This window comes from Flavobacterium sp. LM4, assembly GCF_002017935.1.
GTDB classification, from domain to species: Bacteria; Bacteroidota; Bacteroidia; order Flavobacteriales; family Flavobacteriaceae; genus Flavobacterium; species Flavobacterium chungangense.
The window spans coordinates 1957736-1978314 of the sequence record NZ_MUFW01000001.1 but is presented as its reverse complement, the minus strand read 5'-3'; the positions used below and the strand labels follow the sequence as shown (position 1 = coordinate 1978314).

The following is a 20579-nucleotide window of genomic DNA, read 5'->3' as shown; positions in this document are numbered from 1 at the left end:
TTGCGGTTGCAAAGATAGTACAGAATTTCGTTTCTGCAAGCGTTTTGATAAAAAAATTTGAATTTAATTTAAAAATATCATCCAAAGTTTTGTTTTTCAACCAAATATGTCGTCATAATTTTTTCGAAATTATCGCCTACATTGACCGGAACATACTTAATTTGGTTCTTGGCACAGGTTAACGCCAGTTTTTTAAAGTAAGCTGCTGCCCTGTTTTCATATTCCAGCTTTACATTATCGGCAAAAATCGAAACTTCTTCGCCTGATTCTAAGTCGATAAACTTTCTTGGCGTGTTATCGAAGTCAAATTTCAGCTCGGTTTCGTGATCGACAACGTGAAACAAAACGACTTTATGTTTGTTGTGTTTTAAGTGCTGTAAGGCATTAAAGAGTTTTTCATCATCTTCAGACTGAAACATATCCGTAAAAAGAATAATCATCGAACGACGATGCATTTTCTCTGCGATTTGATGCAGATACGTAATCGTATCTGTGCTTTTTTTTACTTTTGGCTGTTCTAATAATTGTTCCAGTTTGTTTAATAACATTCTGTGGTGACGATCGCTTCCTTTTTCAGGGGCGTAATATTCGTAACTATTGGAGAAAACGCTTAAACCAACGGCATCACGCTGTTTCTTTAAAATATTCATCAAAACTGCTGAAGCCAAAACCGCAAAACCAATCTTTTTTTCGTAAAAAGACTGATTCGATTTCAGTTCAGGATAATGCATCGAAGACGAATTATCGACAATAATATGACAGCGCAAATTGGTTTCTTCTTCAAAACGCTTCGTATATAAACGATCTGTTTTGGCAAATAATTTCCAGTCGATGTGCTTGGTGCTTTCGCCTGCATTATACACTTTATGCTCGGCGAATTCAGCCGAAAATCCATGAAACGGACTCTTGTGCATTCCGGATATAAAACCTTCCACAACCTGATTTGCCAGCATTTCAAGGTGCTGAAAACTGGAGACTTTCTCTATTTCCGATTCAATTTTCATTCGGTTTCTTTTTTAATATTTTGTGCTTTATAAAGCAAATCTGTCGCCATAAACAATTTACGTTTCAGAATCGGACTAAAATTAGGGTTTTCTTTTAAGAATCGCTGTATTTCATCAAAAGCATATTTCGATGAATATCTTCCAACGGTATTGTCCAGCCAGTCTTTCGGAAAGAAAATATCTCCCGTGCGCTGGATTTCTTCTGTCAAATCTAATGAAAATCTGATGTATTTTCGAGCACTTTCCTGACGAAGTGGATGATTTATGTTTGCCAAACCAACAGAAACCCAGGATTCTTTCTCGCGATTTGCATCGTCTTTTAACGATTCCATAAAAGCATTTCGAACCGATTCGTCTTTTGACAAGGACGGAAGCAGAAATTCAAAGCGTTTCTTTTTATCCGGATTTGTGATTGAAGTTCTCGTTTTCTCCAAAATTTCATCCGCTTTTTTATGCTTAAAAATTGCCAGATTCATTGCCATATTGCTATAATCATCTTCGTTTAATTTCAATCCCGAAATTACAACTTCTTTATTCCAAATCTTATATAATCTGGCTTTCGCCGAATCTGAATAAGCAATCGAACTAAATAATCCGAACAGCGTTTTTTTAATGTTCGAAGATAAATTAGCCTGTAAACGTTCATCTAAAATACCCACAAGCTGATTCTGAACTTTCTTTTGCTGTTCTCCGGTAAAAAACCTCCAGTAAATCGTGTTTAAATTCCCTGATGCAATTCGCAACACCAATTCATTTTCTTCGGACTGAATTCCTTTTACAAAACAATCAAAAGCTCTGTCTGGAGAAATGTTCCCCACCAAAGTATTTTCATAAAGATTGCTGTACGCTGAAGCTCTTGCAACCTCATCTTTCAATGTCGAAATATAATTTAAATGAGTCCCGTCAAGCGGAAAAACGCCGTATCCAAAACCATTATAATTGTAAATAATGGCAAGCGGTTTTTCAAGTCCGGCAGCTTCTTTTACGATCAGACTTTTAGCTGTAATATTTGCGGTTACCACTTTTACATCATTCGAATAAACGAAACCAATCTGAAAAACCTGTGGCCAGATACTGCTGGATTTATCTTCTGCTTGCTGTATAATTTCAAACTTCCTGATTCGGTTTTGATCGTCGTATTCTATTTTATCTGTAAAAATGGCTCTTCCGGATTTGTTAACCCAGACTTCGCTCCATTTCTTCATATCCAGTGGTGATTCGTCATCAAGGATTGCTACGAGATTATTCCAGTCGGCATTGTCGTTGGCGTATTTCTGAATGTATTTTTGGATTCCTTTCTGAAAAGCGGCTGCCCCCATTGAGGCCTCTAACTGACGCATCATAATTGGCGCTTTGTTGTAAATTATGGCACCATAAAGAGATCCTGCATTTTTTAAATTCTCCAGATGCTGCTTTATCGGATGCGTTCCCAACGATCGGTCTTCTGCGTAAGCGCTTCCATAATGCGCCGTCAAAAACTGCAGATTATGATTGACTTTCGGAAAAATCGGATTCATAATTTTGTCTGCCATAAAGTTGGCAAAAACCTCTTTCATCCAGACATCATCAAACCATTTCATTGTTACCAAATCGCCAAACCACATGTGCGAGGTTTCGTGTGCGATCAATTTTGCACGGTTTAATTTTTCGCTGTCAGTTGCGCTGTTATCCAGAAACAAAGTCGATTCTCTGTATTGAATTGCACCAACGTGTTCCATTCCGCCATATTGAAAAACCGGAATAGCAGCAAAATCCAGTTTCTGAAACGGAAATTTATAATTAGTATACTTTTCTAAAAAATCCAAAGACTGCTGATGCAGATTAAAAATCGTATCGGTACTGCTTTCCAGTTTACCTCGGTCATTTTCACGGAATAAAAAAGTCATTTCCAGACCAGGTTTCTGCGTCACGGTATTGAATTTTCCAGCTACAAACGAAAACAAATACGTACTCATTTTGTCTGATTCACCAAAAGTGTACAAAGTAAAATCGCCTTTTTCAACAGTCTCTTTTACATCGGCTCCAGCCAAAACCTTCCAGTCTTTTGGAACCGAAAGACTCAATTTATAAGTTGCTTTGATGTCCGGCTGATCAAAACACGGAAACAATGTACTCGCCCGATCTGGAACTAACAAAGTGTACAGAAAATCATCGTTTCGGTTTAAAGATAGATTTCCGGCGGTGAATGAAACATTAATTGTATTTTTTCCTAAAGTCAAACTTTCAACCGGAATTACAATATGCCCTTTTTCATGAACAATCGCTATATTTTTTCCGTTTGCAGCAACTGATTTTATGTTTTGGGTTTTCTCCTTAAAATCTAAATACAAAGGCTGACTTAAATCTGCCAAATTCAAATTTAAACTCAATTCAGAATTGATATTTTCACTTTTCTGATGCGGAATTTCAAAAGACAAACCGTAAGAAACATTTGAAATCTTCTGTTTTCGAAAAATAGCCAGCTGCTCAGAAACGCCATTTTCTAAAAAAACACTTTCTTTTTGTTTTGATTGGCAAAAACCGGATGTAAGAATTGTAAAAAGGCAGAGAAAGCTGTAGAAAATTTTCATTTTTGGAGGAATATAAGATTAGTAAAAATAAAAATTCCTCGACAAATTCACGAATTTTTGCTTTGCTATTTTTACTTATTAAACAATGCGTGAATTCGTGGCAAAAAACATAAAAAAGGCCCAACTTTCGCCAGGCCTTTTAAACATACTAATTCAAACTATCCAAAATTATTCTGTCTGCTGAAAATCAAAACTTAAATCTCCGGCATTATACGTAGTGGCAATGGTCGTTGGAAAAGTCTGCGCTGTGCCCGAAAGCCATCTGTACTCATTAAAAGTGATATTTCCGGCGACAATAGGATATGTAGCAGCAGAATTATCGGCTTTATTCTTTTTATACCAGTCATTAGAATTCATAGAGATCAGGTATTTTTTGTCTTTCTCCAAGTCAAGTTCACTGATTACTTTTTTAACCTCAACATCCGCAGTCGCAACATTTAAAGTTTCGGAACGCAATACTGTTTTTGTTGTATAATCCCAAATGGTAACACGCAAAGAAGGATTTGTAGCCGGAAGTTTTAACGTAATCGCTTTTATTTTTCCTTTAACTGTTGGTGTAAATACCAATCCGAATTCGTAATCCCCCGAATTGATAAAATTGGTTGAAGTTGTAAAACCGGTTTGCGTATAATAAGCGGCTAACGGATTTTCTGTCTGAAATTTTGGTGAATTATCATCATCATTACTGCATGAAACAGTAAATACTGCAATTGATAAAATGGCAAAAATAGTTTTAAGCGTTTTCATAATAATTTTAATTTTAAAATGGTTCAAATGGTTCTTTTTTAATTCAATAACATTTATTTTTGTAAAGTTCAAAGTCGGAAAAAATGATTTATTTTTGCTTTCAACTGAATTACGGGACAAATTTGAATCAATAAAATCTCGTTAAAAACACCCAATAGACAAACAACGTTTTAAATAGACAGACAACACCAAACAGGCTGTAATGATGAAGAAATACTCTTGTATTATCGTTGATGATGATGAAATTGACAGACTTACGGTACTATCTTTTGCCAAAAAATTTCCGGTTTTGGATATTCTAGGTGTTTTCGAATCTGCTGAAGAAGCACTTCCGTTTATACAAAAACAAAAAGTAGATATCTTATTTCTGGACATTGATATGCCGGGTTTAAACGGAATCGAATTCAGAAAAGATGCCCTCGAAATTCCCGTTTGCATTTTTATAACCGCACATCCGGAACATGCTGTAGAAAGTTTTCAGATCGAAACCTTAGATTTTATAGTAAAGCCATTAAAACTCGATCGTTTTACGCAAACGATGAAGCGCATTGAGGAATTTATGGAAATCAAACTCAAAGCTTCTCTTTTTGAGGCCAGCATCGGCGGAGATACTATTTATATCAAAGAAGGTCACGAGCAGACCAAAGTAAAACTGCATGAAATTCTCTATCTCGAAGCTTTAAAAGATTATACCTTAGTTGTTACAGAACGAAAAAGGCATTGTGTTTTATCGAGTATTGGAAATCTTTTAAAAGAAAGTCATTTTCAGTCCTTTATTCGTATTCACAGAAGTTTTGCTGTGCAAAAACAATTTATTCAGAAAATGAATTCGACCGAAATTATTTTAAACAATAACATCTCCATTCCGGTTGGCAGAAGCTACAAAGACAACTTAAACCTGATTTAGATGAAGAAAGCCGGTTTTTTGATTTTGTCTTTTTTTATAATTGTTTCTGTTTTTGCACAGCAGGAACCAAATTTAGCAAAATATAAAACTACGGAACAGAAACTAAAAGCCTGGCTTAAATATTCTCAGGCTCTTTTAGACAAAGAAGAATATTCCAAACTTATCATCGCTTCACAAAAAGGTATTGCACTTTCAAAAAATTATCACAAGTATTTAAGCACATTTTATCTGCATCAGGGAATTGCTTATGAATTCAGTAACAACCAATATAAAAAAGCGTTGGTCAATTATGAAAATGCTCTGAAATATGCCCAAAAAGTCCGTCATATCGAAAATCAGACTTCTTCTTTAATGCGGCTTAATTATATCTATTACTCTTTAAACGAAAACAGAAAAGGCAAAGCATTAATTGAAACCATTAAAAAAGTACTTGACACCACGAAAAGTAATTATGTACGCGCGGTTCTTTACGGAAGTCTGGGCGAATACTATTTGAATACTTCTGAATATGAAAATTTCATAGGCTATCAACTAAAAGCCATAAACTATAAAAAACGGCTGGATAAAAACATCCCAAATACAGAAAACATAGGTGTCTCCTATTGCCAAATTGCGAGTGCTTATGTTAAAATGAAACAATTTGATAAAGCCATTGAGTATTTAAACGAATCAAAACCTTACATTAAAACATCTCCCTACGTAAGTGCTTTTTCGTGCAATTATTTATTACAGTGTTACGCTTCCAAAAAACAGCCGGACAGCATTAAAAAATATTATAAATTAATTTACACCTACCCCTCAGCAAAAGATTCCCTGTTTCTTAACTTAAGTTTTGCCAACCAAAGCATGTCTAAATATTACGCAGATGAAGGACAGATTTACAAAGCTCATTATTATGCCAAAAAAGCTGTTTTATTTGGACAAAAGTCAACAGACGAAGAAATTCTTATGGAGGCAAACACCATAATGGGCAGGGTTTTATATGAAAAGGGAGATTATAAAAATGCTATTAAAACACTTCAGGAAGCATCAAAGGATGCATTAAACTACGACAAGGAATTCTTTGTTATCATCAATCAGAAACTGTCTCAAAGCTATGCAGCTCTCGGACTTTGGAAAGAGGCTTTTTATTATAAAGAAATCTACTCCAAATACAATGACGAGATGATGCGAGAGTCGGCTAAACAAAATATTGCCAATGCCGAAGCACGATATCAGAATAAAACTAAGGGGCAGGAAATAAAAAACCTTTCGGCTCAGAATACCATCAAAAACATTCAGATTAACGATGCCAGAAAACAGCGTTTCTATTTGATTTCGGGACTTGTATTGGTTTTTATAATCGGATTATTGTTGTTCAGACAAAATCAAAACCGTAAAAAAACAAATCAAAAATTACAGCTCCTGAATCAGGAACTCGATGAAGCCAATAAAATCAAAGCGAGATTCTTCGGAATTCTAAACCATGATTTACGAAGCCCGATTTCAAATCTGATTCACTTTTTACATCTTCAAAAAGAAAATCCGGAACTCATTGACGAAGAAACTGCTTTGAGAATGCAGGCGAAAATAATTTCCGGAGCCGAAAATTTACTATCCTCCATGGAAGATATTTTGCTTTGGAGCAAAGGCCAGATGGAAAATTTTAAACCGCATTTTAAAAATATTCCAGTCGAAGTTATATTCGAAGATACAAAGAAGCATTTTTCAGCCATAGAAAATATCGAAATTTCATTTGAAAATTCCGAAAACATTATTTTAAATACCGATGAAAATTATCTGAAAGCCATTATCCGAAATCTCACCGGAAATGCTGTAAAAGCACTGGATAAAAACAAAAACGGAAAAATAATCTGGAAAGCCTGGCAGGAAAACAATCAAACGTATTTTTCAATAACAGATAACGGCCCGGGAGAAAATCTGGAAAAATTCAAAGCTCTTTATGATGATTCAGAAGTCATCGGAATCAAGTCTGGTCTGGGATTACATTTAATCAGAGATCTGGGAACAGCTATTAACTGTAAAATCGAAGTCAGCTCTAAACCGGGATTCGGAACTACTTTTACGATTTTATTCCAATAAAAAAGGCCCGACTTTCGTCAGACCTTCTTTATATAAATCATAATCTTACGATTACAACAAAGCATCTAAACTATCTGCGTAGGTTTGTTTCGGAGCAACTCCTACTTGTTTTCCTACTACTTCACCGTTGTGAAAAACCAAAACGGTTGGAATGTTACGCACCCCATATTTTGCAGCGAATTCCTGGTTTGCATCAACATCAACTTTTCCAACAACAACTTTACCTGCGTATTCGTTGCTTAATTCATCAATGATTGGACCAACCATTCTACAAGGACCACACCATGCTGCCCAAAAATCTACCATTACAGGTTTATCTGATTTCAAAACTACTTCGTCAAAAGTAGCATCTGTTATTGCTAATGCCATAATAATTTTATTTAAGTTACTTCTTCAACTATATTAAAGGTAACAATTTTTAATGGGTTTAAAACTTACTACAAATTTAGAAATTTTATATCATTCCAACGTCATTCGCAAATTAGTTTTGATTATAAATGTATTGTCAATATTTATATTAACAGTAAACCTCTTATTTAAAGCATAGTATTTTCTAGAAAACATCAAATTTAATTGTAAATAACCTCTTTTATTTAACGTATCTTTAATATTCCAAAACCGTTTCTGATGAAAAAAACGTTACATCAAATAAAAACCTTTTTGCAGTCGGTCCGTTTTAAAAAGTACGCCAAACGTTTTGGCTTCTTTATTTTAGGATGTATTGCGCTTGTTGTAATTGCATCCGGAGCATTATCCTTTTATTTCAATCGGAATAAAGCTGAAATCATAGCCAAAATCAACACTAAAATCAATGAGAACATCAACGGAAAATTTCATATTGGCGATTTTCAGTATAAATTTCTGACCGGTTTCCCGAATTTCACCCTCGCCCTAAAAGATGTCGAATTAAAAGACAATCAATGGAATACCCATAAACATACGTTACTAAAAGCCAACGAAATCGAAGTCCGTTTGAACGTTTGGAGTTTGCTTCAGAAAGAAATCAACATTCATAAAATCCTGATCAACGACGCACAGATTTATGTCTATAAAGCCGAAAACGGCTATTCGAACGCCAATATTTTTAAACCCAAAAAGAAAAAAACACCCGAAGCGACATCAGAAACCGGAACCACTATCGATCAGGTCGACCTCAACGACGTTCATTTTATATTGGACAATCGCATCGGACATAAATTATTTGATTTCGATATCGCCAGTTTAAAATCGAAAGTAAAATACGATGACGAAAACTGGCAAACCGATGTTCTCCTGAAAACCAATATCAAAAGTCTGGCTTTTAATACCGTTCACGGAAGTTTCGCCAAACAAAAATTACTCGAAGGCACATTCGCCGTTGCCTATTCTGGCGAAAAAGAAAAAATAGATGTGAAAACCGAGAATCTCAAAATCGGAAAAGATGCTTTTGACATTGTTGCTTTTTTCAATTTAGCCAAAGGCAATGCGCTTTTCGGAATCAATATCAACACTAGTATTTTATGGAGAAATGCTTCCAATGTACTTTCCGCAAACATCAGTTCTAAGCTTAATCGATTTAATTTAAAAAAGGAAATCGATGTGAATTGCGACATCAAAGGCGATTTTAATGCCGAAGGCGATCCGAAAATTGTCGTTCAGGCCGAAGTTAAAAACAACGAACTCAGCATTCCCGACGGACTAATTACCGATTGCGGTTTCAAAGGTATTTTTACCAATAATTTTAAGCCAAAAGCAGGTTTTAGCGATGCCAATTCGGCCATCATTTTAACGCGCTTTTCAGGAAAATACAAAAACGTTCCGCTCACAATTCCGCAATTATCGATCAACAATCTCGAAAAACCACTCGCAACCGGAATCGTAAAATCTGATTTTGACATCGAAAACCTCAACGAAGAAAACACCGAAAAATGGATTAATTTTACCGATGGTCACGCCTCCGCCAACCTAAGATTTCAGTTTGATATTATCGATCTGTACATCACCAAACCTCGTTTTATTGGAAATGTAAACGTCCAGAATGCCTCTTTTCATTTTATTCCAAAAAACGTTCATGCCGAAAAAATCAACGTACAGCTCGAACTTACACAAGAAGCACTGCTCATTAAAAAAATCGCCTACAAACACCAAAAAAACACGATTTTTATCGACGGAAGAATCGATAATTTCCTGAATTTATATTATGACGCTCCCGAAAAAATGGTCGTAAACTGGAACATTTATTGTCCAAGTATCGACATCAGACAATTTCTGGGCGTTTTGGCCTCTTCCCAAAAAAAGAAAGTCACTGCCAAAAAACGTTCCATGTCAAATCAGTTACGGACTGCGATCGAAAAATGCATTGTAGACATCAGCATCAAAGCCGACAAAATCACCTATAACAAACTGACCGCAACCAACACCAAAGCCCGAATCCAGATGATCGATTCGCGGCTTGTCATCAAAAATGGTTCGCTCCAGACTTGTGGCGGAAGCATCAATTTTAGCTCCACCGTTTCTCCAAATGGCAAAAACTACAATTTCTCTTCAAACGCACAGGTCAATCAGGTTGATATTACGAGCTTTTTAAAATCTTTCAGCAACTTCGGAATCAAGTCTTTTACGCCAAACAACATCCGCGGAAAACTCACCAGCAACACCAATGTAACCGGTTTAATCAACAGCAACGGCGAATTGATCCCAAATTCGGCACACGGAAATCTGGTTTTCAAGGTCAGTCAGGGCGCTTTACGAAACTTTGAGCCTATTATGAAAATCGGGAAATTTGCGTTTCCGTTTCGCGATGTCGAGAACATCACGTTCAGCGATTTATCCGGCAATTTCAAACTTCGTGGCGAGCAGGTCGATGTCAATAAACTCACCATTAGTTCCAGCGTTCTCAACTTCGATGCCCAAGGCGTTTATTCCTTTGGGCGAGGCACCAATTTAGCTCTCACCGTCCCCTCCGAAACTCAAAAGACGATGCCAAACTCGCCACCAAAGCCGAGCGTGATGCTGTCCGTCAACGCGGAATCGTCCTGCACCTACTCGCCGTAGACGATGCAGGGAAAATGAAAATTAAATGGGGGAAGAAGGATAAATAGTAAATAAATAAAACGCATTTTGTCATTCCGAGGTACGAGGAATCTTCATAAGAAACTCGACAAAGATTGGAATTTGGAATTTAAATTTTAGAAGCTATTCCTGCTCTCCACTCTATCTTTTATGCCGAACCCCGGCACAAAAGGATGCCGCTTCGATCAGGGCTAGGGGTCTTGATTTCATTAGAAATTTTTGAAAATATATTAAACGCCAGTCAGAAATGATTGGCGTTTTTTATGGCTAAAATTCAAATTATTGTTATTCATAAAAGTCAAAACGTGCCTCTTATGCCGTTGTACCAAAAGCAACATTTGAATAGTTTTGTTTACTTCAATATCACAAAATCAATGAGTATAAATATCAAAATTGGCGACCGAATCCGTGAGCTAAGGAAAGTGAAAGGTCTTTCTCAAGAAGCTTTAGCAAATCTTGCCGAAGTAGATAGGACTTATGTAACAAAAGTTGAAACTGGAAAAAAAAATGTAACGGTTAAAATATTGGAAAAAATAATTATTGCTCTCAATACAGATTTTGGGACTTTTTTTAACGATAAGGCATTTAAATAATGATAGAAACTAAATTAAAAAAATATAAAACCCAATCAGAAAACTTAAACGTTTTAAATGAACCTCAGGTTTTAGAATTTGAAACAAGAAATAATTGGACAAATAATAAAGAAAAAGAAATCAATGATAAAATCAACGTTATTTCTCTGTTTTCTGGAAGTGGCGGATTAGATTTGGGTTTTTTAGAAACAGGTAAATTTGAAATAGTTTTTGCTAATGATTTTAATTATCAAGCCTGTCAAACTTACACTCATAATATCGGCAATCATATCCTTTGTGATGATATTGCAAATATTAAAAATTTACCACAAGCAGATGTTATAATTGGTGGTCCACCATGTCAAGGATTTTCAACTGCCAATCCAGCTCGTTCTTTTGACGATCCAAGAAATCAACTTTTTAAAGAATATGCGAGAATTATAAAACAAGTACAGCCTAAACTTTTCTTAATGGAAAATGTTTCTGGAATGGTTACAATGCAAAAAGGAAAAGTTTTTGAACTTATACGAAAAGAATTAACAAATTGTGGCTATAAATTAAGTTATAAACTACTTAATTCAAGAGATTACGGCGTTCCTCAAAGTAGAAGAAGAATGATAATTATTGGGGTCAGAAATGATTTGGAATTTAAATTTGAATTTCCAAAACCAACACATAATGAAGAAAATTATAAAACTGTTGGTGATACCTTGCTAAAAAATACAATCCCAAAAAATTGCCCTAATCATACAGTTGGTAAATTAACTGAACTAAATCTTAAAAGAGTTATGTACATTCCTGAAGGAGGCTCTATGAAACATTGCCCTGCAGAGCTTCAAAACAATAGCGATTTAAATAGAGCGATGAGAAGATTAGATTCGAAAAAAGAAAGTTATACAATTGTACACAACAATTGTGATCATTACTACCATCCAACTGAAAATAGACGAATCACTATTCGAGAAATGGCAAGATTACAAGGCTATCCTGATAATTATATTTTTCTGGGAAGTAAATCGGAGCAATCCAGACAAGTTGGTAATAGCGTTCCTGTTGGATTGGGTAAAGCAATAGCAAAATCAATATTTAATTTTTTGAATAATCTGTAATGAAAAAATATATTCAAGTTTTAGGAAAAGTTTTTGAATCTTATCTTCTATTTAATTTACAATACATTAAAGATGAATATTTACTTGACACAAGGAAAAATCGCATAGGGAATCCAAAGAACAATTTCTACGTTTCTGGAGGGGATTCTGAAATAATAAAAAAATTTGAAAAGCTCAATGATCTCAGCGTTTTTCTGGATAAAAACACAACAACTGAAGAGGTAGACAAAGTATCTGTAAAAAATTACTTTAGCTACTCAAACATCCTTAATAGCTATCAGGAAATTGAAAAGAAGAAAAAACAATTAGGTAGAGAACCCGAAATAACTTTTGAAGAATTTAAAAATCTCTTACCCGAAAATCAAAATAGTAATTCTCATTTTTCTATATCTGCTAAATTAGGAAACGCAAAAAATAAGAATATTAATATAGCACATTGGGATAGTGGTAAAGAATTTATTTGGAAGATATTGTTTTCCGAAACTCAATTTTTTGGTTATATTTTTGAATGGAATGATGAAATTTCTATTCTATGGGAATTTAATCAAAATAAAATAAATTCATTAGATATATCGGAAAATGAGAAAAAACCAGTGAAAATTTTGCAAAAAATCTTTTATGGTGCACCAGGAACCGGAAAATCTCATAAAATAGAAACTATTCTCGAAGATATTCCTGAAGATCAAAAGGAAAGAATAACATTTCACCCTGAATATGATTATTCATGCTTTGTTGGCGGCTACAAACCTTCGTCTGATAAAAATGCTGATGGAACAACTGGAGATATTAAATATGAGTTTGTACCTCAGGTTTTTACAAAAATTTACATTGATGCGTGGAAAAACCCTAATAAAGATTATTTCTTAGTAATTGAAGAAATCAACAGAGGAAATTGTGCGGAAATATTTGGCGATTTATTTCAATTACTTGACCGAAATAGTAATTATTCAATTTCTCCTTCCAAAGAACTAAAAGATCATCTTGAAAACAAATTAACCGATCCTGAAGAAAAACAAGGAATTGAAAATGGAAAAATGAAACTTCCAGCTAACTTACATGTTTTAGCTTCAATGAATACTTCTGACCAATCTCTTTTTCCTATGGATAGTGCCTTTAAACGAAGATGGTCTTGGGAATATATACCTATTTGCTACGATGATATTCCAGAAAACGAGTCTTTCAAATACATTGTTAACATTGACGAAATCACTTATTTTGAATGGATTGATTTTATTAAAAATGTAAATCGTTTTATAAAAAACAACCCAAATCTTGGAATGGATAAATGCATTGGAAACTATTTTATCAAATCAGAAACTAAAACCATAACTTTAAATGAGTTTGTAAATAAAGTTATTTTCTATTTATGGAATGATGTTTTTAAAGATGAAGACAGTTCTGAGTCGATATTTGAAAAAGGAACTTGTTACGAAGATTTCTTTCCGTTAAATACTAATGCAAAAGATCAAATACTAAAAATTTTAAAAAGAATAAACATTGAACCAACAATTGTATAAATGAAAATTCTAATTGAAGGCGAATATTACCCTACAGAGAAATTAACTTCTGTTTTTGATGATCCAAAATTTTATAATCAGAATGGCAAAAATGTTGGACAAATAATTTCTGTAGGATATTATCATTCTTTTGAAAAAAAAGAACTGGTTTATATGTTGCCTAAAGTCTTTATGAAAGATAATCAACAAACGGTATTTGGTATTTCTAAAGATGATTTGTTCAATTTTGAGAATTTCGAATCATTTAAACATAATGAAGATTACAGATGGATTCGACAATTATTAGTTTATTTTTATAATAGCCTTACTGAATATAAAAGGCGAATTAAAGACACTTCAATTATTGAATCCTCATTGGCTTTTGAACTAAACACTAATTTAGGTGATTTAGAGTATTCTTATTTGGATTTACTTTTAAGCTTTGCGAATTTTTTTAAAAAAAACAAAAATGCAATTCTATATAAGTATATTGAATATAAATCTAATCAAGTAAAAAAGCCTAAATGGGATAAAACAATTAGAAAATCCTTACCTCTACTTTCCTCGAAAAATATTCCAATTTATTTTGAAATAAAAAACAAAAAGAAAACTATAAATACTGAAGAAGAACTTCTAACTTATTTCTTCTCAATTCTAAATCATTTTAATAAAGAACACCTTCTACATCTTAAAATTGACCTAAACTTTACTCTCATCAAAGGAGAAAAATTTGAAAAATTGCAAAGGAATGGATTATCAAAACTAAGAAGAATAAAATATCGTTATTTCTCAGACACATTAAAGAGAATGTATATTTTGTGTGAACTTTATTTTTCCAAAACAGACACAAGTAGTAGTAAAAAGAAAAAAGAAGAATTTATATCAGTAAAAAATTATAACATCGTTTTTGAAGATATGATTGATAAGCTATTTTCTGACAAATTAGATGAAAATAAAGAAGTTGACAACATTTCATTAGACGATTTAAAATACAATAATGATGGTAAAGTAATAGACCATATTTTTAATTATGACTCGTTAATAGACACTTCTGATATTTTCTATATTGGAGACTCTAAATACTATAAATCTGGAAATGAAGCTGATAAACTATCTAAATATAAACAGTTTACATATGCTAAAAATGTAATTCAATTTAACATTGATTTACTAAATAATAATGATGTTTATAAAGAAAACATTCGGTACAGAGATGAGATAACGGAGGGCTATAATCTTACTCCAAATTTCTTTATTTATGGGTACATTGAAGATATTCGAAATTTTGATGAACATAATTTAGAATATAAAACAGAAATTCCCGTAAAATCATTTCATTTTGAAAATCGGTTATTCGATAGAGATACTTTGTTCGTACATCAATACAAAGTCAATTTTTTATATGTTCTAAAATCATATTCTAACTTTGGTGAAAATAAAATCAAAGAATTTAGAATAAGGACAAAGGCTGAATTCAGAAATCAGTTTATTTCTTTTTTTGATGACTGTTCTAAATCTGGATTTAAAATTTATGAAAAAGAAATGAGCAAAGAAGATGCTGAAAAAATTATGACAAATAATTTCAGATTACTCAATGGGAAGTGTTTTTACACTACTGATCAAAAATTTTTAATTGCAAAACATGAAGAAAATAAAAAATTTGAGGGAGATTCTGGTAATGATAGGCTTGTGGAATTAATTAAAAGAGAATTATTCACTGACAAAAAACTAAAATGATTTGAAATTACTGGCTTCAAATATTCTAAAGAACCTTCAAAATTTTTCATAATCTTTCCTTAACTCACTTGCCATTTCATCTAAAAAAAAATAGCTTTGAGAAACAATCATTAAATACAAACCGTTATGAAAATTCAAATCAATACCGACAAAAACATTGAAGGACACGCAAGATTAGAAAACTATTTTTCTGAAGAATTAGAAAAAGGCTTAGCACGTTTTGAAGATAAAATTACCCGCATAGAAGTACATTTTGGAGATGAAAATGGAGAGAAGTTCGGCTTGAACGATAAAAAATGTGTTCTTGAAGTCCGTATCGCCAATTTACAGCCGCTTACTGTTACAGAACACGCTGATACACTTGAAAAAGCGTTTAGCGGTGCTTTGGCAAAAGCCAAAAAATCACTGACTACTACTTTCGAAAAAATGAAAGCACATTAAAATATAGAATTCCACTTTTTTAAACCATATAAGTGATATAAGTTCATTTTAATTTAAGCCCTTAATGCTTATCTGAACTTACATCACTTATTTGGTTTTTTACTTTTGACCTTCGACTTTCGACTTTCGACTAATTTAAGATTTCGGCAATGGCGCTCCCACGGCAATATCGCATCGGTGTCCCGGCTGTCCGTGTACCGGGTTTGTTCCTTCTTTTGTCGCTACGGGTTTTGCAGTTTCGGTACTTAACAAAGCAGGAACGGCATTGTTTGCTGGTGGTGTTACCGTAAAAGATTTTTCGACTGTTCCGCTTTGTGGAGCAGCAGCGGTAGTGGTTGTAGTAGCGGGTTTTGTAACTGGCGAATTTAAAGGTGCTCCTACCGGAATATCACATCGGTGTCCCGGCTGTCCATGTGACGGATTCATTCCTTTGGCTACTTTTACAGGCTGTGCAACGGCTGTCGTAGTTACCACTTTTGGCTGACCCGGATTTACCTGAACCGTTTGTGCAGATTGTGTAGTTACAGTTTGTCCTTGTTGCGTTGGTGCCGAATTCAATGGCGCTCCAACGGCAATATCACAACGATGTCCCGGCTGTCCGTGTGCCGGATTTAATCCTTTTGTTTCTCCTAAAACCGTATTCGGGTTTGTAGCCGGAGCCTGTGCCACCGGAGCAGCTGTTTTAGAAGTGTCTTTTGCAAGTCCTAATCGGATCAGTTCAGATGTTGAAGTGTTTTCCTGAACTTCTAATTCTTTTTTGCAGGAAATAAAAGCTAAAGAGGCAATAATGATCGAACTTATGTAGATTTTTGAATTCATGATTGAGGTATTTTAAGAGCACTCAAATATAAATTTTTTCCACCATATAAGTGATATAAGATAATTTAAGTTTTGAGTTACTTTGTTAATAGCCTTTGAAAGACATATAAGAAAATCAAAATGAACAAATCTCATCGCTTTGTAATTATTTAACACATAGAAACATAGTCTCGGAGCGCTGAAAAAAGGCGTTTCACTAATTTGAAAACACATAGCTATGTGTAAAGAAATGTATTTCTTTATTCAACTCTTTTTACTACATAAAACTATGTTTTTCTATGTGTTAGAATAAACTTTTATGAACTCAATAACAAGCAGTAAAATTTAAATTTCACAATACTAGACACAATACTAAAATGAACTTATATTACTTATATGGTAAAAAATAATACCTTTAAACTTAAATACTTTATACATGAAAAAGACCATCCTATTACTTTTATTTATTACTGTTTTTGCAAATGCCCAAAATGCCGAAAAAGACAAAATTAATCAAACACTTGACGCCTGGCACAAAGCAGCGGCCGATGTAAAATTCGACGCTTATTTTAATGCCATGACCGAAGACGCGATTTACATTGGAACAGACGCTACCGAAAACTGGATTAAACCTGATTTTAAAGCCTGGGCGAAACCGTATTTCGATAAAGGAACAACCTGGAATTTTACGGCTTTGGAACGTCATATCTTTTTTGACAAAAGCGGAAAAATAGCCTGGTTTGATGAGCTGTTAAATACACAAATGAAAATTTGCCGTGGTTCAGGAGTTTTGGTCAAAGTAGGAAAAGAATGGAAGATTCAACATTACGTTTTATCCATGACGATTCCGAATGATGAAGTGGATTCAGTAGTAAAAATAAAAGGGCCCATCGAAGATATTTTGATTGCCAAACTTCAAAAAAAATAAGCAATATCTGTCATTCTGTTTGCAATCATCAGCTTTCGGGCACTTTAGAACTCAGGATGTCAATTCTATTATAATATATTTGACAATAATAGCGTAAATTTAGAAGCACAAAATAAGATACTCTCAAAAAAAGAAGCTGAATTTTATAAAATTTACTAAAATAAAAACCAAGCCTCTATTTTGTCAGACCTTAAATTTAAAATATTTATTTTTTTTTAACTTTGCCCCCAAAAAAAATAGGGTTAAATAAAGTATTTGAAAAATGAAAATAGAAAAACGCTGGATCATCTCCTTTATTATGATAAGTATTGTTTGTATCACGGGGGCATTTTGGCCAACGGTTACAGAAAATGATTATGTATTGTCTGAGTTTGGTACTACTGAACATATTGTTCCGGCAGATGTTGCCTGGATGCTCACATCCTCTTGTCTGGTTTTAATCATGACTCCGGGATTATCTTTCTTTTACGGCGGAATGGTGGGCAAGAAAAACGTGATTTCAACGATGTTACAAAGTTTTATTTGCTTAGGAGTTGTTACGCTTTTATGGGCTGTAGTCGCTTTTAGCCTTGCGTTTGGAGAGCCTGTTGGTTTTGGTTCAGGTGATCATTTTTACAGTTTTTTCGGAAATCCAACTACTTTTGCCTTTATGGATTATGTGGGCGTTTTGCCTCACAAACAATTGGCTAATACGATTCCGTTTATGCTTTTTGCTTTGTTTCAGATGAAATTTGCAATTATCTGCCCTGCGATTATTACAGGATCATTTGCAGAACGTGTTCGTTTTATCTCCTATTTAATTTTCATCAGCTTATTTACCATTTTTATATACGCTCCTTTATGTCATGCCGTTTGGTACCCAACCGGTGTTTTAGGAAGCTATTTTGGTGTAAAAGATTTCGCCGGAGGAACCGTAGTACACATGAGTTCCGGATTTGCCGCTTTGGCCGGGGTTATCGTTTTAGGAAAAAGAAAAAACAGTCAGCATATTCCAACCAATATTCCGTTTGTATTATTAGGAACCGGAATGTTATGGTTTGGATGGTTCGGATTCAATGCAGGTTCTGCACTTGCAGCAAATGGAACTGCTGCCATGGCTTTTGCTACTACCACAACCTCATCGGCTGCAGCCATGTTAACGTGGATTTTCTTTGACCGAATGAACGGAAGAAAAGTTTCTGCTCTCGGTGCCTGTATTGGAGCTGTTGTTGGCTTAGTTGCCATTACTCCTGCCGCAGGTTTTGTCTCGGTTCCCGAAAGTATGTTTTTCGGATTCATTACAGCCTTGGTTTCAAACACAGCTGTAAACTGCAGTTTTTCGAAAAGATTCGACGATACTTTGGACGTTTTTGCCTGTCATGGTGTTGGCGGAATTATGGGAATGATCCTTACTGCCATATTCGCTCATGGCGAAGATGCAAGTTTGCTTCACGGTGGATGGAGCGTTTTTGGACATCACATGATGGCGTTAGTATTGGTTTCAATATTTACTTTTTTCGGAGCTTATTTCTTATTCAAAGTAACAAATTTCATTATTCCGTTAAGAGTTTCAGAAGAGTCAGAACACATTGGTCTGGATTTGTCTCAACATGATGAAACACTGGATCCAAAATCATCACATATAACCGAACCACATTACTAACCAAAAATAAGCCGCAGCTTTCTCAGATTAAAACCTGAAAATACTGCGGCTAAAATTTAAACTTCAATTACACCTCGTCCATTCGTTTATATTCCTTAATTTTGCGGAAAATTTTTGTAAAAGTGGGAAGTAAAAATAAACTAAAAAGATTCAGGGAAAACGAAACATTTGAAAACGTTTTCCAGCCAACCAGAGAAGAAGTTGTAAGCGATTCATTTCCGTTAAGAGGAAAATGGAATACCGATTTCTTTAAAAATGACAATCCATTAGTTTTAGAATTAGGATGTGGAAAAGGCGAATATTCTGTTGGACTGGCAGAAAAATACCCGGACAAAAATTTTATCGGAATTGACATCAAAGGTGCCCGTTTCTGGAGAGGCGCCAAAACTGCTGTTGACGACGGTCTTCATAATGTGGCGTTTGTACGAACTCAGATCGAGTTAATCAACCATATTTTTGCTGAAAATGAAGTAGACGAAATCTGGATTACTTTTCCGGATCCGCAGATCAAATACAAAAGAACCAAACACAGAATGACCAATTCTGAGTTTTTGAAATTGTATAAAAAAATCCTTAAAAAAGACGGTGTTGTAAACCTGAAAACCGACAGCGAATTCATGCATGGTTATACTTTAGGATTATTGCATGGAGAAGGACACGAAGTTTTATACGCCAATCATAACGTATATAAAAATGAAGGAAGTCCTGAAGTTGTAACTTCAATTCAGACCTTTTACGAAAAACAATATTTAGAAATTAATAAGGCAATTACGTATATTCGTTTTAAAATTAAAGACTAATTTAATTTTAAAATCATTTTTCAACCATTAAATAACTGAATGGCATTACTCACTCCATTAATTTCAGGTTTTATTGCCGCATTTATTGGGATTATTCCTCCGGGACTAATCAACATGACTGCAGCTAAAATAAATTTGAAAGAAGGAAAAAAAAATGCCTTATGGTTTGTTATTGGTGCCGTTTTAGTCATTTTTTTTCAGGTTTCCGTAGCGGTTTTATTTGCTCAGGTTATTAATAGCAGACCGGATGTCGTGGCATTACTGAGAGAGGTTGGTTTTGGTATCTTTTCAGTTTTAACCATTTATTTTTTATTTATAGCAAAAGGACCCAAAACCAAAAAATCAAAAATCAAAAAGAAGAGTAAAGAAAGCCGCTTCTTTTTAGGAATGCTCCTTTCCGGATTGAATTTTTTCCCAATTCCGTATTATGTACTGGTAAGTGTTACTTTAGCTTCTTACCATCTTTTTGTGTTCGAAAACAACATTATTTTTACTTTTGTATTAGGTTCTGTTTTAGGCTCTTTTGCCGTTTTATACAGTTATATCGCTTTCTTTGGAAGAATAGAAAAGAAGACAGATTATATGATGCGCAATATGAATACGATTATTGGAAGCATCACCGGTTTAATTGCTCTTGTGACACTTTTTAATATTTTGAACTATTACTTTAGTTAAAAATTATAAACCTCAGATTA

Annotated in this window: 17 protein-coding genes; 12 read left to right on the top strand and 5 right to left on the bottom strand. The window is 34.1% G+C overall.

The window, feature by feature from the left end:
* Positions 1 to 77: 77 nt before the first annotated feature.
* The 3 genes from BXU10_RS08835 to BXU10_RS08825 all read right to left on the bottom strand — a co-directional run bounded on the left by BXU10_RS08835 (position 78) and on the right by BXU10_RS08825 (position 4321).
* Positions 78 to 1004 (bottom strand): DUF58 domain-containing protein, encoded by a 927-nt coding sequence (locus BXU10_RS08835; RefSeq protein WP_078227020.1) that lies wholly within the window; start codon positions 1002 to 1004, stop codon positions 78 to 80.
* Complete coding sequence (locus BXU10_RS08830) at positions 1001 to 3574, bottom strand: M1 family aminopeptidase (RefSeq protein ID WP_078227019.1); 2574 nt, start codon at positions 3572 to 3574, stop codon at positions 1001 to 1003. The genes BXU10_RS08835 and BXU10_RS08830 overlap by 4 nt, the downstream gene beginning before the upstream one ends.
* 168 nt (positions 3575 to 3742) lie before the next feature.
* Positions 3743 to 4321: a DUF4082 domain-containing protein gene (locus BXU10_RS08825; protein WP_078227952.1), complete on the bottom strand. Its 579-nt coding sequence runs from the start codon at positions 4319 to 4321 to the stop codon at positions 3743 to 3745.
* A 202-nt stretch (positions 4322 to 4523) separates the two neighbouring features.
* On the opposite strand from BXU10_RS08825, the gene BXU10_RS08820 reads away from it, so the two are divergent.
* Positions 4524 to 5228 (top strand): LytTR family DNA-binding domain-containing protein, encoded by a 705-nt coding sequence (locus tag BXU10_RS08820; RefSeq protein WP_078227018.1) that lies wholly within the window; start codon positions 4524 to 4526, stop codon positions 5226 to 5228.
* Positions 5229 to 7310, top strand: coding sequence for an ATP-binding protein (locus tag BXU10_RS08815; protein ID WP_078227017.1), 2082 nt, complete (start codon positions 5229 to 5231; stop codon positions 7308 to 7310).
* A gap of 51 nt (positions 7311 to 7361) precedes the next feature.
* On the opposite strand, the gene trxA is transcribed toward BXU10_RS08815, so the two are convergent.
* Complete coding sequence (trxA, locus tag BXU10_RS08810) at positions 7362 to 7685, bottom strand: thioredoxin (protein WP_367177907.1); 324 nt, start codon at positions 7683 to 7685, stop codon at positions 7362 to 7364.
* Positions 7686 to 7937: 252 nt separating this feature from the next.
* Here trxA and BXU10_RS08805 point away from each other — a divergent pair, with 252 nt between their 5' ends.
* The 6 genes from BXU10_RS08805 (at position 7938) to BXU10_RS08780 (ending at position 15716) form a co-directional block, all read left to right on the top strand.
* Complete coding sequence (locus BXU10_RS08805) at positions 7938 to 10343, top strand: AsmA family protein (protein ID WP_223255414.1); 2406 nt, start codon at positions 7938 to 7940, stop codon at positions 10341 to 10343.
* A gap of 281 nt (positions 10344 to 10624) precedes the next feature.
* On the top strand, positions 10625 to 10954 hold the full coding sequence (locus BXU10_RS08800; RefSeq protein ID WP_223255413.1) for a helix-turn-helix domain-containing protein: 330 nt from the start codon (positions 10625 to 10627) through the stop codon (positions 10952 to 10954).
* Positions 10954 to 12042, top strand: a complete 1089-nt coding sequence (locus BXU10_RS08795; protein ID WP_078227016.1) for a DNA cytosine methyltransferase — start codon at positions 10954 to 10956, stop codon at positions 12040 to 12042. The genes BXU10_RS08800 and BXU10_RS08795 overlap by 1 nt, the downstream gene beginning before the upstream one ends.
* Positions 12042 to 13559 carry an McrB family protein gene (locus BXU10_RS08790; RefSeq protein ID WP_078227015.1) on the top strand — a complete coding sequence of 506 codons (1518 nt, stop codon included), beginning with the start codon at positions 12042 to 12044 and terminating at the stop codon, positions 13557 to 13559. The genes BXU10_RS08795 and BXU10_RS08790 overlap by 1 nt, the downstream gene beginning before the upstream one ends.
* Positions 13560 to 15275: a hypothetical protein gene (locus tag BXU10_RS08785; RefSeq protein WP_078227014.1), complete on the top strand. Its 1716-nt coding sequence runs from the start codon at positions 13560 to 13562 to the stop codon at positions 15273 to 15275.
* A 126-nt stretch (positions 15276 to 15401) separates the two neighbouring features.
* The gene (locus tag BXU10_RS08780; RefSeq protein WP_031454156.1) at positions 15402 to 15716 is read left to right on the top strand and encodes an HPF/RaiA family ribosome-associated protein; all 315 of its coding nucleotides are present in this window, start codon (positions 15402 to 15404) and stop codon (positions 15714 to 15716) included.
* A 135-nt stretch (positions 15717 to 15851) separates the two neighbouring features.
* Here BXU10_RS08780 and BXU10_RS08775 read toward each other — a convergent pair whose 3' ends face one another.
* Entirely contained in the window at positions 15852 to 16535 is a 684-nt protein-coding gene (locus BXU10_RS08775) for a hypothetical protein (RefSeq protein ID WP_078227013.1), read from the bottom strand.
* A gap of 415 nt (positions 16536 to 16950) precedes the next feature.
* Between BXU10_RS08775 and BXU10_RS08770 the strand changes: the two genes are divergently transcribed.
* From BXU10_RS08770 to BXU10_RS08755, 4 genes are all read left to right on the top strand, one after another.
* Positions 16951 to 17442: a nuclear transport factor 2 family protein gene (locus BXU10_RS08770; protein WP_078227012.1), complete on the top strand. Its 492-nt coding sequence runs from the start codon at positions 16951 to 16953 to the stop codon at positions 17440 to 17442.
* 262 nt (positions 17443 to 17704) lie between these two features.
* Positions 17705 to 19084: an ammonium transporter gene (locus BXU10_RS08765; protein WP_078227011.1), complete on the top strand. Its 1380-nt coding sequence runs from the start codon at positions 17705 to 17707 to the stop codon at positions 19082 to 19084.
* Positions 19085 to 19206: 122 nt separating this feature from the next.
* Complete coding sequence (gene trmB, locus BXU10_RS08760; RefSeq protein WP_078227010.1) at positions 19207 to 19884, top strand: tRNA (guanosine(46)-N7)-methyltransferase TrmB; 678 nt, start codon at positions 19207 to 19209, stop codon at positions 19882 to 19884.
* A 39-nt stretch (positions 19885 to 19923) separates the two neighbouring features.
* Positions 19924 to 20559 (top strand): LysE family transporter, encoded by a 636-nt coding sequence (locus BXU10_RS08755; protein WP_078227009.1) that lies wholly within the window; start codon positions 19924 to 19926, stop codon positions 20557 to 20559.
* The last annotated feature ends 20 nt before the right edge of the window (positions 20560 to 20579 follow it).